The sequence below is a fragment of the Rhizobium sp. No.120 genome (genome assembly GCF_054558365.1).
The window spans coordinates 106,452-121,609 of sequence record NZ_BAAJNQ010000010.1 but is presented as its reverse complement, the minus strand read 5'-3'; the positions used below and the strand labels follow the sequence as shown (position 1 = coordinate 121,609).

The window sequence follows — 15,158 nt, the reverse complement described above, 5'->3', positions numbered from 1 at the left end:
AACGAATTCATGACCAACAAATGGAAGACAATCGGGCTTGCCGCTATTCTCGCCGGCCTGACGCTAACCGCGAGCTATGCGGAAGCCGCCGGCGTGCTGACCATCGGCCGCCGCGAGGATTCGACGACGTTCGATCCGATCAAGACTGCGCAGAATATCGACAACTGGGTGTTCTCCAACGTTTACGACGTGCTGGTGCGCGTCGACAAGACGGGCACCAAGCTGGAGCCGGGTCTCGCGGAAAGCTGGACGACCTCGGATGACGGCTTGACCTATGTCTTCAAGATTCGCGACGCGAAATTTTCCGATGGCTCACCGCTGACGGCTGATGATGCAGCCTTCAGCCTGCTGCGTATCCGCGACGACAAGGCGTCTCTCTGGAGCGACTCATACAAGGTGATCGATACCGCCGTCGCGACTGATCCGCACACACTGACGATCAAGCTCAAACATGCATCGGCGCCTTTCCTTTCGACGCTGGCGTTGCCGAACGCATCGGTCATCTCGAAGGCCGGGATGGAATCGATGGGGCCGGATGCCTATGCGGAAAAGCCGATCGCCTCCGGCGCCTTCTCCGTCGAGGAGTGGCGCCGCGGCGATCGCATCATCCTGAAGAAGAACCCGAATTTCTGGCAGGCCGACCGTGTGAAACTCGACGGCGTCGAATGGATCTCGGTACCGGACGACAACACCCGGATGCTGAACGTGCAGGCCGGCCAGCTCGATACCGCCATTTTCGTTCCGTTCTCGCGTGTCGAAGAGCTGAAAAAGGACCCGAACCTCAACGTGCTGATCGATCCTTCCACGCGTGAGGATCACCTGCTGATCAACCACGCCCATGGCAATCTCGGCAAGAAGGAAGTCCGCCAGGCTCTCGACATGGCGATCGACAAGAAAGCGATCGTCGACGCCGTTACCTTCCATCAGGGCACCGTCGCCAATTCCTACATTCCCAAGGGAGCCTTGTATTACTATGCGGATAATCCGCAACGCCCCTACGATCCGGAAAAGGCCAAGCAGATGCTTTCGGCAGCCGGCGTCTCCAATCTCACGTTAAAATACCTCATTCGCGCCGGCGATGAAGTGGATGAACAGACGGCCGTGCTGGTCCAACAGCAACTCGCCAAGGCTGGCATTACTGCCGACCTGCAAAAGGTGGACCCCAGCCAGGAATGGGACATGACTATCGCTGGCGACTACGACATTTCCGTCAACTACTGGACGAACGATATTCTCGACCCGGACCAGAAGACGACATTCGTTCTCGGTCACGATTCCAACAACAACTACATGACCAATTACAAGAATGATGCGGTAAAGGATCTCGTCGCCAAGGCGCGGCTGGAGCTGGATCCAAAGAAGCGCGAGCAAATGTATATCGATCTGCAGAAGATGGCGAAGGACGACGTCAACTGGATCGATCTCTATTACAGCCCCTATATCAACGTGGCGCGCAAGAATATCGATAATTTCCATCAAAACCCGCTTGGCCGCTTCTTCCTGGAAGACACCGTCAAGAATTGACACAGCCTCAAGCTCCGCTGCCCACAGGGGCGGTGGAGCATTGCTTTGTAAGATGACCCCTTTCGCAAACCCACGAAGCGGTTATTCTGTCATCTTGATGCAAGGCAGGGATCATTGGCGAATGCACGTGCCGCAAGGTGAATTTCGGGAGCGCATGACGATACTGGGCGACCTTAACGCAACCTCATTCGTCCCCTGGATCCAGCGTCACGCCAACAAGCTCGGACTTTCGCAGACGTTTTTCCATTCCGGTGCGGACCGGATCGAACTTGAGGTCACCGGACCTGTGGAACTGATCGACATGCTGGAAATGGGCTGCTCACTCGGTCCTATCGACGTCTGGGTCGAGGAGATTCAACGCAGCGTCATGGATGGACCGGAAACATCGCATCTTAGGGATTCCTGATCTACTGCCTTTTATTTAATCATTGTTGCCAATGCGAATTATTTATGCAAAATCTTTGAACACTACGGGGATGCAGGCATCAGTGCCTGCCTATGACCAGCGGCGCTAAGCCATTGGTGAAATTAGAGAGTTGAGACCATGCCATTTGATGGGGCCGGATCCTGGGCGCCAGTCGCCCTTTCCTCTGATCTGCCGCCAGGAACCGTCATGCCGGCCTGGACATCGGCTGGCCCGATTGCTCTATGGCGCAGCCAGTCGGGTCTCCCAACTGCATCATCCGATCGCTGTCCGCATCGCGGAATGAGCTTGTCACATGGCTTCGTCCGCGGCGAGGCACTCTCCTGCATCTATCACGGGTGGAGCTATTCGCCGTCAGGCGGATGCATTCGCATTCCGGCCCATCCCGATCTTGTTCCGCCGGAAACCATCCGTGTCGCCGTCCAGCAGGTGGAAGAAGCAGATGGTGTTCTGTGGGTGGCAGCCGGACAACCGGCAACACCGCCTCCTCACCTCGACGAATTCATCCCGCTGCGCTCGATGATCGTGGAAACGGGGGTTGCGGAGATCGAGGCTGCGGCAGGGGCAAAGATTGATGCAAAGGGGCTGGTTCGCCTACCTCAATTTCCCTGGATCGGGCTGCTGCTGGCACCTCAGGGAAAACATACGCTCCTTCTTCTCTTGATCGACAGGGATCGCAGCCCGGCAGACCGCATTGCGGCATCCCGAATTGTCGAATCCATCCGCCGTGCCGCGGAAGAGCGCCAAAGGGAGAATGCATGATGAATGGCGGCGCGATGATCGATGAATGGTATCCGGTCGGCCTCTTCAGCCAGCTCGGTGAGAAAGCAACCACGACCTATCTGATGGGCGAGGCCATCGAGGTCGCGCGCGATCAGGATGGCAATGCGCGGGTGACAACCGCCGAGGGAAGAGCCCTCCCCATCCGTGTCCGGTATGGCCATGTCTGGTCCTCCCTCGGGAACCCGGACAAAGAGCTTTTCGCCATTCCGGAGGCCGATCAGCCGGGCCGGCGCTTCGTCGATGTCGGCGTCGTTCGCGTGCGCTGCTCGCCGCTTCGCGCCGTGGAGAACTTTCTCGACATCGCGCATTTTCCCTTCGTTCACACCGACATCCTCGGCGCGGAACCGCATACGGAGGTCGAAAACTATAAGGTCGAGATCCGCGAGAGTGTGGATGAAGTCTGGGCAACGCAGGTAAAATTCTACCAGCCGCAGGCTGCAAAATCCGCGACCGGCGGCATTACGACCGAATATATGTACCGCGTGCCGTCGCCGACCTGTTCCGTCCTCTACAAGACATGCCCTCCGCGCCCCAGCGAATGGGACGTCATTACCTTGTTCGTCCAGCCTCTTGCCGAAGACCTATGCGACGTATGGCCCTGGATGGCACTCTTCGATGATGAGACGCCGATGACGGACCTCATCCACTTTCAACAGACGATCTTCCTGCAGGACCGCTCGATCCTCGAAAACCAGATACCTACGCTTCTTCCGCTCGATCCCGGCATGGAAATTCCGACAAGGGCCGACCTCACCTCGGTCGCCTACCGGCGATGGCTCAAGCGTCATAATTATACCTACGGCGCACAGTTGGTCGCACAATGAAGCTCTACGATTATGTTCTATCGCCGAGTTGCTACAAGGTACGGCTGATGGCCGCGATCCTCGGCATCAAGCTCGACATCCGGCCGGTCGACTTCCATCCCGGCGCGGAGCATCGCGGGCCTGAGCTTCTGGCGCTCAATCCGGCAGGCTCCATCCCGATCCTCGAAGATGGCGATCTCGTGCTCACCGAGTCCTCAGCAATGCTTGCCTATCTCGCTGCCAATGTTGCGCCTGAATGGCTGGGGCAGGGTTCGCCGCAGGAGACGGCGCGCGTGCAGCAATGGCTCTCTTTCTCGCATCGCCTGACGGCCAATCTTGGCGGCGCGCGACTCCACGAAATGCTTCTGCGACCGGGTGACATCAAGGTTCTACAGGCTCAGGGGATTGCGGCATTGCGCGAGCTCGAAGCTGGCCTCTTTGAACAGCGCGAACGCGCCATGCAATTCCTCGCAGGAAGCCGGGCGACCATCGCCGATATCGCCTGTTTTCCCTATGTCGCGCTTGCGCCCGATGGTGGCATCCCGCTTGATCCCTACCCGTTGATCCGGCTCTGGATGCGCACCATCCGCAGCCTGCCCGGTTTCATCGAAATGCCCGGCATTCACCGCCTGCACGAGCTGAAACCCGATCCGCATCCGGCAGGGGAGACGTGATGGAATGACCGGTTATCTCCTGAAAAACTGTGCGGCTGTTATCGTCGATGAGGGCAATGGGCCGAGCGTGCGCCGGAACGTCGACCTACTTACCAAGGGTCCGGCGATCCAGGCGATTGGAGAAAACCTCGCGCTGAGCGCGCTGCCAGAGGGCACTATCGTCCGGGATGCTAGCGGTTGGTTCGTCTATCCGGGGCTCGTCAACACCCATCACCACTTCTTTCAGTGCTTCGTGCGCAACCGGGCCGACCTCGACTGGACGAAGCTTTCCGTCATCGAATGGCTCGACCGCATCTATCCGATCTTCTCACGGCTGACGGAGGACTGCTTCTATCATTCTTCGATCACTGCCATGGCCGAGATGATCAAGCACGGATGCACGACCGCCTTCGACCATCAATATTGCTTTCCCCGCCATGCGGGCAAACGCCTGATCGATCGCCAGTTCGAGGCAGCCGACCTTCTCGGCATGCGCTTCCATGCAGGCCGTGGCGGCAATACCCTGCCGAAGTCCGAGGGATCGACGATCCCGGATGCCATGCTCGAAACCACCGACGAATTCATCGCCGATTGCGCGCGACTGATCGACAGCTATCACGATGCCGGCCCCTTCAGCATGCGCCAGGTGGTGGTCGCACCCTGCCAGCCGGTCAACTGCTATCGCGAAACCTTCGTCGAGTCGGTTGCGCTGGCGCGCGATCGCGGCGTGCAGATGCACACCCATGTCGGCGAAGGCGAAAGCCCCGTCATCGAGGCGCGGCATGGCATGCGCACGGTCGATTACTGCGCCGAATTGGGCTTTGCCGGCCCCGACACCTTCTACGCCCATTGCTGGGAATTGACGCATAACGAGCTGCGCAAGATGGCGGCAAGCGGCACCGGCGTCTCCCATTGCCCGGAGCCGGTTTACTTGGTCGGCGCCGAAGTGACCGACATCCCGGCAATGCAGGCCTTCGGACTGCGTATCGGCCTCGGCTGCGACGGAGCCGCATCGAACGACAACTCGAACCTCATGCATTGCGTCCATTCCGCCTACATGCTGCAGTGCCTAACGGCCTCGACGCGTCAGCATGCCGTGCCCGCCCCGCTCAACTTCCTGCAATATGCAACCAGCGGAGGCGCAAGCCTGTTGGGGCGCAGGGATATCGGGCGACTTACCCCGGGTATGGCCGCGGACCTATTCGCCATCGATACGCGGCGAATGGACTATGTCGGCACACGACACGATCCGCTGAGCCTGATTGCCAAAGTCGGGATCGGTATGCCCACCGATATGACCATGATCAACGGCCGCATCGTCTGGCAAAACGGTGAATTCAACGGACTGGATGAGGCCGCGCTGTTTGCGGCGGCCGAGGTGGCACTTGCAACAGTAGAATTCTGAAAACCAAAAAGGGGAACTGGGATGCAGAAGAATCTGACCCGCAGAACATTGATGAAGAGCGCGGCTGTCGCAGGCCTCGCAACGGCCTTCACCGGCCGCTCTGCCTTTGCCGCCGCCGAACCGCTCGGCATCACGCTCGTCGTGCCCTCGCCGATCGGCGATGTCGGCTGGGGTCATGCGCTGGCCGCAGGCCTCGATCCGATCAAGGCCGCCTATGGCGACAAGGTCAAGGTCACCGTGATCGAGAATATCGCCGAAGGCCCGGATGCGGACCGCATCATGAACAAGACGGTCGCCGATGGAAACCATTTCCTGATCGCCGGCTCGTTCGGCTATCAGAACGGTGCGCTTCAGGTCGCTCGCCGCAATCCGAAGGTGAGCGTCCTGCATGCCTCCGGCTTCCAGGTCGCGCCGAACTTCTCGCCCTTCGCCGCCAAGTATTTCCAGGGAACATACCTGCTCGGCATGGCAGCGGCCGCCGTTTCCAAGACGGGCAAGCTCGGTTCGGTTTCCGCCTTCGCGATTCCGGAACTGATCACGTCTGTAAACGCCTTCACCCTCGGCGCACAGGCGGTGAAGCCCGATATCGAAGTATCGGTCGTCTGGGTCAATTCGTGGTTCGATCCGGCCAAGGAACAGGAAGCAGCCAAGGCTTTGATCTCGCAAGGCTGCGACGTGATCTTCTCGAATGCCCAGGATACGCCTTCGGTCATTTCAGCCTGCGAGGAAGCTGGCGTTTATGCCTTTAATCTGAATTCCTCGATGAAGAAATATGCGCCGAAAACCTATCTCGGCTGCGTGTCCACCGACTGGTCGCCCTTCTTCAAGGCATCGGTCGATGCCCATCTTGCCGGCACCTTCAAGGGTGCCAATGCTTTCCTCGGCGTCGCGGACAAGGTCGTCGAAGTCGTCGACTGGAGCCCTGCAATTCCGGCCGACACCATGGCGAAGATCAAGGAAATCGAAGGTAAGATCGCAAGCGGCGGCTTTTCGCCGTTCACCGGTCCGATCTCCAAGGCCGATGGCAGCGAAGGCGCGGCTTCGGGCGCGACACTGACGGATGCGCAGATCGTTGCAATGGACTGGCATGTCAAAGGTGTGAAGACGCCCTTGCCGAAGTAAGTCGCTCATGACCATTCCGCTGCTGTCGCTGCGCGGCATCTCCAAAAGCTACGGCCAGGTCCATGCCAACAAGCATATCGATCTGGACGTAGCCCCCGGCTCGATCCATGCCATCCTCGGAGAAAACGGCGCTGGCAAATCGACGCTGATGAAGCTGATCTATGGCGTCGAACAACCGGACGATGGGACCATTGCCTGGCATGGGCAACCTCTCAGCCTTGCCTCCCCCGCGGAGGCGAGGCGTACCGGCATCGGAATGGTCTTTCAGCATTTCTCGTTGTTCGAGAACCTGACGGTCGTCGAGAACATTCGCCTGATCGTCTCCGGCCGCAGAGCCGAACTTGCGCAGCGCATCCGCACATTGGGGGATGAATTCGGTCTCGAAGTCGATCCGCTCGCCCATGTGCACGAACTGTCGGTCGGCGAGCGGCAGCGGGTGGAAATCATCCGCTGCCTGATGACCGATCCGAAGCTGTTGATCCTCGACGAGCCGACGTCGGTGCTGCCGCCGCAGGCTGTCGGGAAGCTGTTCGAGACGCTGCGCCGGCTGCGCGACGGCGGCGTCTCGATCCTCTTCATCTCGCACAAGCTGGAAGAGATCCAATCCCTGTGCGACCGCGCCACCATCCTGCGTGCCGGACATGTGACCGGGCATGTGGATCCGCGCGAGCATGACGCCCATGACCTCGCCCGCATGATGATCGGCCGCGACATGCCGGAAGCAATCCCTGCATTGCCCATGGCCGAAGGCGGAAAGCGCCTGGAACTCATCGGGCTCGACTACCGACCGGACGATCCTTTCGCAGTGCCACTCTCCACCATCAGCCTGAGCGTACGCAGCGGCGAGATTCTGGGCATTGCCGGTATTTCCGGCAACGGACAAAAGGAACTGGCAGCGCTGATTTCGGGGGAAACCACTCTGCCTCGGGACAAGCGCGATCAGATCTTCATGATGGGGCACGACGTGGGTAGTCTCGATGCGGCGAGCCGTCGGAAGCTCGGCTTTGCCTTCGTCCCGGAAGACCGGCTGGGGCATGGCGCGGTGCCGGAAATGTCGCTAACGCTGAACGGCCTGCTGACGGCTCATCCCTTGAAGCTCGTGCGACATGGCCTTCTCGACAGCGCGAAGGCGACCGCTTTCGCAAACGAATGCATCCGGGATTATGACGTGCGTACGCCCGGGCCAGATGCGGAGGCAGGCTCGCTTTCCGGCGGAAACCTGCAGAAGTTCATCGTCGGGCGCGAAATCATGCTGGCGCCAAAATTGCTGTTCCTTGCGCAACCAACTTGGGGAGTCGATGTCGGCGCGGCCTCCGCCATTCGCAAGCGGCTGATCGAACTGCGCAATCAAGGCATGGCCATTCTCGTCATATCGGAAGAACTCGAAGAGCTGTTCGAACTCAGCGATTTTATCCAGGTCCTATATCACGGCACGCTGAGCCCGCCGCTCGTCACGCGCGACACCCACCCGGAAGAGATCGGTCGATACATGATCGGCGTACAGCCCCAACGCGAGAAAGCGCCCGCATGAGCAGTTCCTTCTCAGCCGTCCTGCCCACCCTGGTCCGCAGGGAGCGAGCCTCGCTGACTGCGAAATTGCTCGCGCCGCCGATTGCTCTCATCGTTACCATCGCCCTCAATCTTGGCCTCTACATTGCGATAGGCCGCAACCCGGCAGCGGTGATCTACGCCATGCTCATCGAGCCGTTCGTCTCATGGGCATCCTTCTCGGAAGTGTTGCTGAAGACCGGTCCGCTGCTCCTGATCGCGCAGGGTCTGGCGATCGGCTTTCGAACGAAGGTCTTCAACATCGGTGCAGAGGGCCAGTTCATTCTCGGGGCAATCTTCGCGTCCTCCATACCCATCTGGATGCCGCAGGCAACGGGCCAATGGATCTGGCCGGCGATGCTGTTGCTCGGCACGCTCGGCGGCGCTCTATGGGCGTCTCTCACCGCCTTTTGGCGTGCCAGGCTCAATGCCAACGAGATCCTCGTCTCGCTGATGCTGAGCTTCGTCGCCGCGCAATTGCTCAACTATCTGCTTCTCGGGCCATGGAAAGATCCGAACGGCTTCAATTTCCCGCAGTCGGTCATGTTCCAGTACGACGCGATGGTGCCTATCCTTTTCGAGGGAACGCGCGTCAATGTTTCGTTCGTCTTTGCTGTCGCTCTATCGATCGCGGCTTGGATCTTCATGCAGAAGAGCTTCGCCGGCTATAAGTTGCAGGTCGGCGGACTGGCGCCCCGGGCGGCGAGCTATGCCGGCTTCAAGGAGAGCTGGGCAATCTGGCTCTCGCTGATCATTGGCGGAGCGGCAGCCGGTCTTGCCGGTGCTGCCGAGGTTGCCGGCCCGCTTGGCCAGCTGCAGCGTTCGATCTCGACCGGATATGGCTACGCCGCAATCATCGTCGCTTATCTTGGCGGTCTCAATCCGATCGGCATCGTCGTTTCCTCGATCGTCATGGCAGCGCTCTATATCGGCGGCGACAATGCCATGGTTTCCGCCAATCTGCCCATTGCTGCGGTTCGCGTATTCCAAGGCAGTCTGCTCCTTATCTATCTGATCGCGGTGGCCTTTGTGCGATATCGTATCGTATGGCGCCCGACATCCGCACGGAGCGCATCATGAGTGCCGTCGAATTCATTCTCGCGGGCATGCTGGCAGCTGCAACGCCCTTTCTGCTGGCGGCCCTCGGTGAACTCGTCGCGGAGCGCGCCGGCGTTCTCAACCTCGGTGTCGAAGGATTGATGGCGCTTGGTGCCGCCATCGCCTTCATTGTCGTTTATCACGGAGGCGGCCATTTTCTCGCCTTTCTCGCCGCAGGTGTCGGAAGCGCTCTCCTTTCGATGATCTTTGCCGGGATCATTCTAGGTTTAAACGCAAACCAGGTCGCGGCCGGCCTTGCTCTCGGGATTTTCGGCCAGGGCCTCTCGGCGCTGTTCGGCAAGAGCTATGAGAGTCTCACCGTCACGACGCTGCCGAAGATCGCGATCCCCGGGCTGTCGGGCATTCCGGTTATCGGCGGCCTCTTCAATCAGGATATCGTCGTCTGGATTTCGCTTGTCGTGACGATCGCCATATGGATGCTGTTTGCCTATAGCAAGGTTGGCCTCATCCTGCGCGCCGTCGGTGAAAACCCGAAGGCCGCGCATGCGATCGGCTATCCCATCATTGCAATCCGTTTCGCCGCGGTTGCCTTCGGCGGAATGATGGCAGGCTTCGCCGGCGCTTACGCCTCCACGATCTATACACCGCTCTGGGCGGACGGCATGATCGCCGGGCGCGGCTGGATTGCCATCGCTCTCGTCGTATTCGGAACCTGGTTGACCGGGAGAATATTCCTAGGCGCGTGCCTCTTTGGTGCCGTATCGCTTATGGGACTTGCCGCCCAGGCGACCGGATTTGCTGTCCCCTCGCAACTCCTGGCGTGCCTTCCCTATCTCGTGACGATCATCGTGCTCGGCATTATCTCGGCCGATCGTCGCCTGCTCAAGCTCAACGGTGTCGCCTCTCTCGGCGAGCCATTTGAGCGTTAACGAGATGATTGCTTGCGACTTTTATCCGATGTTCATGTCTCAGTAATTGGATGGCGAGCAACGTAGATCACGGCCGAGCCAGCCGAAACTTTATAAGCTGCAGAATTCGAAAGCCCCCGTTCTGCGACGGGGGCTTTTCAGAGCATCACAAGATTTGCAGGCGCAATCAGGTGGTCCGTTCCGCCGCGCGCGGACGCCACTTGATCAGACGAGCCTCGACGAAATCCAGGACGAGATCGATCAGCAGGACGAACACGGCCAGGATGAAGATCCCCGCGAAGACGCCCACGGCATCAAAGTTACCTTCAGCTTGCGCGATGAGATATCCAAGGCCCGCCGACGCACCCAGATATTCACCGATGATGGCGCCAACGACCGCAAAACCCACGGATGTCCGAAGCGAAGACAGAATCCAACTCGCCGCAGCCGGGAAATAGACGTGACGCAGCAGTTCGGACTTCTTCGCGCCGAGAATGCGGGCATTGGACAGTACCACGGGGTTGACTTCACGCACGCCCTGCATCGCGTTGAAGAAGGTTACGAAGAACACCAGCGTGACGGCGAGGGCAACCTTGGACCACAGACCCAGACCGAGCCACAGGACAAAGATCGGAGCAAGAACCACGCGCGGAATGGCGTTCAGGCCCTTGATGAACGGATCGAGGATTCGGGCCGCCGAGCGTGACAGTCCAAGCCATACGCCAGCAGCAACGCCGAGAGCGGTGCCGATAACATAGCCGAGCACCGTTTCGGTCAGGGTGATGGTCACATGCTTGAAGAAGCCTGGATCGGTGACCCATGTGAATACCTGTTTCAAAATATCGACAGGAGAGGGAAAGAAGAAGACATCGACCACGCCCAGGCTTACGCCGATCTCCCAACCGCCGACAATGACGAGCAGCAATACCAGTTGGGTAAGTCTCTCAGTCATGGCGTTCATAGCTTTTCTCCACTTCACCGCGCAGGGAAGCCCAAATATTGCGATAGAGGTCAGTAAAGCGGGGATCGAGCTTGATCTCCGCGACATCGCGAGGACGCTCCAGATCGACAGGGAAACTGTCGATGACGCGCGACCGGGGACCCGAGGCCAGAACCACAACACGATCCCCCAGAGCAATCGCTTCCTCAAGATCATGCGTAATCAGAACCACGGCCCGCTGCTCTTCCTGCCATAGGCGAAGCAGCTCATTCTGCATCAAATGCCGGGTGTGAATGTCGAGCGCGGAGAAAGGTTCATCCATGAGGATCACCTTCGGCCCCGTTATCAGTGCCTGCGCCATTTGCACACGCTTACGCTGACCGCCGGAAAGCTGGTGCGGATAGCGGTCCTCGAAACCTTTGAGGCCGACCTTCGCCAGCCATTTAAGAGCCCGCTCCCGGCGCTCGCCCGCGCCGACACCTTGGAACAAGGGGCCGAGTTCCACATTTTCGATCGCGGTTTTCCACGGGAGCAGGGCATCCTGCTGAAACAGATAGCCGATGTTATTTTGGATGCCGGAGACCGCGCTGCCGTCAATCGACACCGAACCCTTTGCCGGCTTCAAAAGGCCTGCGATCGCATTCAGGATCGTACTTTTGCCACAGCCGGTCGGCCCGACGATAGCGACGAATTCGCCATCGGCCACCGCCAGATTTACATCCTGGACCGCGACAAAGGAGCCAAAGGCCATGGTGACATTTTCGATTGCCACCATCGCCTTGGACGCCGCCGCTGCATGAGGTGTCTGTGTTGCCGGCTTTAAGGCTGTCACGGACATCTTAACCTCCCTCAGTTCGATGCCGTCCCCGGCACCTTAGCTACAAATTCGTTGGTATAGGTCTTGGAAAGGTCGATCTTGGCAGCCTTGACCTTGTCGTTGAACGACGTCAGGACATCGAGAGGCGTCTTGATATCTTTTTCGTCCAGCAGCCCATCCGTGGAAAAGATCTGCCGCGCGTTTTCGACTGCCTTGATATAGGTCTCCTTGTCGCCCGAAATGAATTCCGGCGGGAGCTTTTCAACGATCTCTGAGGCGCTGTGCGTCTTCATCCACTGAAGCGCCTTTACCGTTGCATTGGTGACCTTCTGAATGGTCTCCGGATTTTTGGAGATGTAGTCCTGCGTGGCGTAAAGCACCGATGTCGGATAGATGCCGCCATAGATTTCCTTGGCGCCATCATCGTTGCGGGCATCGACCAGGATCTTTCCGACACCCTTTTCGACCACGAACGTCGCCGCGGGATCGTAATTTACGAGCAGATCGATCTTGCCTTGCTGAAGAGCCGCCACTGCCGCGGCGCCCGATCCGACGCCGATGATCGAAACGTCGTTCGCCGAGAGCTTATGCCGCTGAAGATAGTAGCGAATGAAGAAGTCCGAGGATGAGCCCGGAGCGGTGATTCCGATCTTGGCGCCCTTGATCGTTTCAGGATTTTTCGGGTCGAATTTCGCGTCCTTGCCGCCGGCCAGAACGAGTCCGGAATTGCGCCCAAGCTCCACGAAGGCAACAACGTGCTTGTTCTGCGACTGCATCTGAATCGTATGGTCATAAAAGCCGACAGCAACGTCCGTCGAGCCGGCAACCAGCGCCTGCAAGGTCTTCGAGCCACCCGACGCGAAGTTTTCGACTGTGACCTCCAGCCCCTCTTTCTCATAAAGACCCAAACCCTGCGCGACCGGGAAAGGCAGGTTATTGAGGTTGTAGGAACCGACGCTTATGCGAACAGGTTCCGCCAAAGCCGTTCCGGACAGCGCTGCCGCTGCCGCGAATGCGAGAATAAGCTTTTTCATTTGATCTCCTCCATTTTGGCACCCTCCCGGCACCATAGGTTGATTGATTATGCTGCACAAACCAGCGTTTTAGCAGGCTTTGCAAAGACATGGCCCTCGAACAGCCTGCGCGCCGTGCGAAGAATCCCGGCGACGAGCTTCCCATCCCGCAACTGCAACTTCACGTCCAGATGGCCGCTCGGATGTTCAATGGAAAGCACAACAGGCGGTGTTTGAACGCCGATAAGGCGGGATGCCACAGTGTTTTCGCTCACACAGGCCGTTGCAATCCCGACAGCACCTGTCGTCGCCAGCGACGGATGGCATTCATTCGGCATGAAGTAGCGAACATTCAACGCGCCGCCTTGCCTGGCGGGAGAGATGAGAACCGGCTTCGGAGTGACTTGACTGCGAACGTCGCCCATTCCCATTTTCTCGCCGGCGAGGATGCGAAGATCCTCTAGCCGTTCGATCAACGAATGATTGCCGTTCAGTTCAGCAGCGCTCTCGTATCCGGTCACACCAAGCGAGGCGGCTTCGATCAGCAGCATCGGCATCGCGCAATCGATACAGGTCACATCGATGCCGGCAATCGTCTCTATCGATTTGCCGCTTGGAAAAAGCTGGCCCGTTCGCGCACCCGCCGCATCTTTGAACGTGAGCGCGATCGGAGCGGCCTGGCCGGGTACGCCATCAATTCTTGCGTCGCCGAGATAGGCGACCGCACCATTCGGCGTCGGCACCTCGGCTTCGATCATCTTGCCGGTGTTGACGTTGAAGATCTTGACGAGGGTGATGTCTCCGGCGACCGGCACAAGCCCCGCCTCTATCGCGAACGGCCCAACAGCCGCCAGCATGTTCCCGCAATTGGGTGAGGTATCGACAATCTGCCTGTCGACGCGAACCTGCGCGAACAGATAGTCCACATCCGCGCTGGGCACTGTTCCCGGACCACAGATGGCAACTTTGCTGGTAACCGGATTTCCCCCTCCGATACCATCGATCTGAAGCGGATGCCCTGAGCCCATCACGGACAAAAGCACCTGATCTCGCTCGGCCGGGTCCTGCGGCAGGTCCGACGCCAGAAAGAACGGGCCTTTCGAGGTGCCGCCCCGCATCAGTACACACGGTATGGAGAGTAAATCATTCATGCGTTTTTCTCGCCAGATGATGTGATTATCGTATTAATCCGCTTTGTTATTGCTATTATGGAATTAATGATTGATATGTGAAATGCTAAAATCGAGGACATTGATACGAAATGAACATCAATTGTGAAATCCTTGACCTTAGAGCCTTCCTCGCCGTGGTCGAGCTGCAAGGCTTTCATCGCGCCGCAGATCAGCTCAACATGTCGCAACCGGCGCTCAGCCGGCGCATCCAAAAGCTGGAGCAGGCGATCGGCGCGCCACTGCTGGAAAGAACGACGCGCCACGTCGCGGCCACAGCTCTTGGAACCGAACTCGTGCCCCTGGTGCAGCGTATGCTCGAAGAGTTCGACGGTTCGCTGTTTTCGATGCGGGAACTGGGAGCCAAGCGCGGGGGCTTGGTAACGATTGCCTGCCTGCCGACAGCAGCATTTTATTTCCTGCCGTCCGTCATTCGCCAGTTCAACCAGGAGTATCCGAATATTCGGCTTCGGATTCTCGACCTTACGGCCACAGATGCATTACAGGCTGTCGCGCGCGGCGAAGTCGAGTTCGGGATCAACATCATGGGAAGCTCCGACAGCGACCTAGTCTTCGAGAGGCTGGCCGAGGATCCCTTTGTCCTGGCAGCCAAGCGCGATCATCCGCTAGCGGAAAAGAGAGAGGTCCGATGGCAGGATCTCGAGCCCTATCCGCTGATCACGGTTCATCGCTCCAGCGCGAACAGGACATTGCTTGACGCGGCCCTCGCCAGGTCGAACATCAAGCTCAACTGGTTTTACGAAGTGACCCATCTTTCCACATCGCTCGGTCTTGTGGAAGCGGGGCTCGGAATCTCCGTGCTGCCGAAAATGGCGACCCCACAGGGGGAGCATCCCTTCCTGATCACACGCCCGATCCGAAACCCTGAAATCTCGCGCACCATCGGCGTTGTCCGCCGTCGCGGTGGGACATTGTCCCCCGCTGCCGAGCATTTCATGCGAATGCTGATCGGGGCGTGGACATAAAACT

15 protein-coding genes are annotated in these 15,158 nt (G+C 58.9%); 11 read left to right on the top strand and 4 right to left on the bottom strand.

The window, feature by feature from the left end:
• Nucleotides 1–9: 9 nt before the first annotated feature.
• The 10 genes from ACYJRZ_RS23915 (at nucleotide 10) to ACYJRZ_RS23870 (ending at nucleotide 10,250) form a co-directional block, all read left to right on the top strand.
• The gene (locus ACYJRZ_RS23915) at nucleotides 10–1,524 is read left to right on the top strand and encodes an ABC transporter substrate-binding protein (protein WP_459463208.1); all 1,515 of its coding nucleotides are present in this window, start codon (nucleotides 10–12) and stop codon (nucleotides 1,522–1,524) included.
• Between the two features lie 121 nt (nucleotides 1,525–1,645).
• Nucleotides 1,646–1,930 carry an acylphosphatase gene (locus ACYJRZ_RS23910; RefSeq protein WP_459463206.1) on the top strand — a complete coding sequence of 95 codons (285 nt, stop codon included), beginning with the start codon at nucleotides 1,646–1,648 and terminating at the stop codon, nucleotides 1,928–1,930.
• A 138-nt stretch (nucleotides 1,931–2,068) separates the two neighbouring features.
• Nucleotides 2,069–2,710 carry a Rieske 2Fe-2S domain-containing protein gene (locus tag ACYJRZ_RS23905; RefSeq protein WP_459463204.1) on the top strand — a complete coding sequence of 214 codons (642 nt, stop codon included), beginning with the start codon at nucleotides 2,069–2,071 and terminating at the stop codon, nucleotides 2,708–2,710.
• On the top strand, nucleotides 2,710–3,555 hold the full coding sequence (locus tag ACYJRZ_RS23900; protein WP_459463355.1) for an aromatic ring-hydroxylating dioxygenase subunit alpha: 846 nt from the start codon (nucleotides 2,710–2,712) through the stop codon (nucleotides 3,553–3,555). Before ACYJRZ_RS23905 ends, ACYJRZ_RS23900 begins: the two co-directional genes overlap by 1 nt.
• Nucleotides 3,552–4,208 (top strand): glutathione S-transferase family protein, encoded by a 657-nt coding sequence (locus ACYJRZ_RS23895; RefSeq protein WP_459463202.1) that lies wholly within the window; start codon nucleotides 3,552–3,554, stop codon nucleotides 4,206–4,208. Before ACYJRZ_RS23900 ends, ACYJRZ_RS23895 begins: the two co-directional genes overlap by 4 nt.
• Nucleotides 4,209–4,212: 4 nt before the next feature.
• Nucleotides 4,213–5,592: an amidohydrolase gene (locus ACYJRZ_RS23890; RefSeq protein ID WP_459463200.1), complete on the top strand. Its 1,380-nt coding sequence runs from the start codon at nucleotides 4,213–4,215 to the stop codon at nucleotides 5,590–5,592.
• A 21-nt stretch (nucleotides 5,593–5,613) separates the two neighbouring features.
• Nucleotides 5,614–6,714 (top strand): BMP family ABC transporter substrate-binding protein, encoded by a 1,101-nt coding sequence (locus tag ACYJRZ_RS23885; RefSeq protein WP_459463198.1) that lies wholly within the window; start codon nucleotides 5,614–5,616, stop codon nucleotides 6,712–6,714.
• Between the two features lie 7 nt (nucleotides 6,715–6,721).
• Entirely contained in the window at nucleotides 6,722–8,245 is a 1,524-nt protein-coding gene (locus ACYJRZ_RS23880; protein ID WP_459463196.1) for an ABC transporter ATP-binding protein, read from the top strand.
• Nucleotides 8,242–9,342, top strand: a complete 1,101-nt coding sequence (locus ACYJRZ_RS23875) for an ABC transporter permease (RefSeq protein ID WP_459463194.1) — start codon at nucleotides 8,242–8,244, stop codon at nucleotides 9,340–9,342. The genes ACYJRZ_RS23880 and ACYJRZ_RS23875 overlap by 4 nt, the downstream gene beginning before the upstream one ends.
• Nucleotides 9,339–10,250, top strand: a complete 912-nt coding sequence (locus ACYJRZ_RS23870) for an ABC transporter permease (RefSeq protein ID WP_459463192.1) — start codon at nucleotides 9,339–9,341, stop codon at nucleotides 10,248–10,250. The genes ACYJRZ_RS23875 and ACYJRZ_RS23870 overlap by 4 nt, the downstream gene beginning before the upstream one ends.
• A gap of 166 nt (nucleotides 10,251–10,416) precedes the next feature.
• Here the strand turns inward: ACYJRZ_RS23870 and ACYJRZ_RS23865 are convergent, their stop codons facing one another.
• From ACYJRZ_RS23865 to ACYJRZ_RS23850, 4 genes are all read right to left on the bottom strand, one after another.
• The gene (locus ACYJRZ_RS23865) at nucleotides 10,417–11,190 is read right to left on the bottom strand and encodes an ABC transporter permease (RefSeq protein WP_459463190.1); all 774 of its coding nucleotides are present in this window, start codon (nucleotides 11,188–11,190) and stop codon (nucleotides 10,417–10,419) included.
• Nucleotides 11,174–11,944, bottom strand: a complete 771-nt coding sequence (locus ACYJRZ_RS23860) for an ABC transporter ATP-binding protein (RefSeq protein ID WP_459463353.1) — start codon at nucleotides 11,942–11,944, stop codon at nucleotides 11,174–11,176. Before ACYJRZ_RS23860 ends, ACYJRZ_RS23865 begins: the two co-directional genes overlap by 17 nt.
• Nucleotides 11,945–12,018: 74 nt before the next feature.
• Entirely contained in the window at nucleotides 12,019–13,020 is a 1,002-nt protein-coding gene (locus ACYJRZ_RS23855; RefSeq protein ID WP_459463188.1) for an ABC transporter substrate-binding protein, read from the bottom strand.
• Nucleotides 13,021–13,067: 47 nt separating this feature from the next.
• Nucleotides 13,068–14,150, bottom strand: a complete 1,083-nt coding sequence (locus tag ACYJRZ_RS23850; protein ID WP_459463186.1) for a 4-oxalomesaconate tautomerase — start codon at nucleotides 14,148–14,150, stop codon at nucleotides 13,068–13,070.
• A 110-nt stretch (nucleotides 14,151–14,260) separates the two neighbouring features.
• Here ACYJRZ_RS23850 and ACYJRZ_RS23845 point away from each other — a divergent pair, with 110 nt between their 5' ends.
• On the top strand, nucleotides 14,261–15,154 hold the full coding sequence (locus tag ACYJRZ_RS23845; RefSeq protein ID WP_459463184.1) for a LysR family transcriptional regulator: 894 nt from the start codon (nucleotides 14,261–14,263) through the stop codon (nucleotides 15,152–15,154).
• Nucleotides 15,155–15,158: the final 4 nt, after the last annotated feature.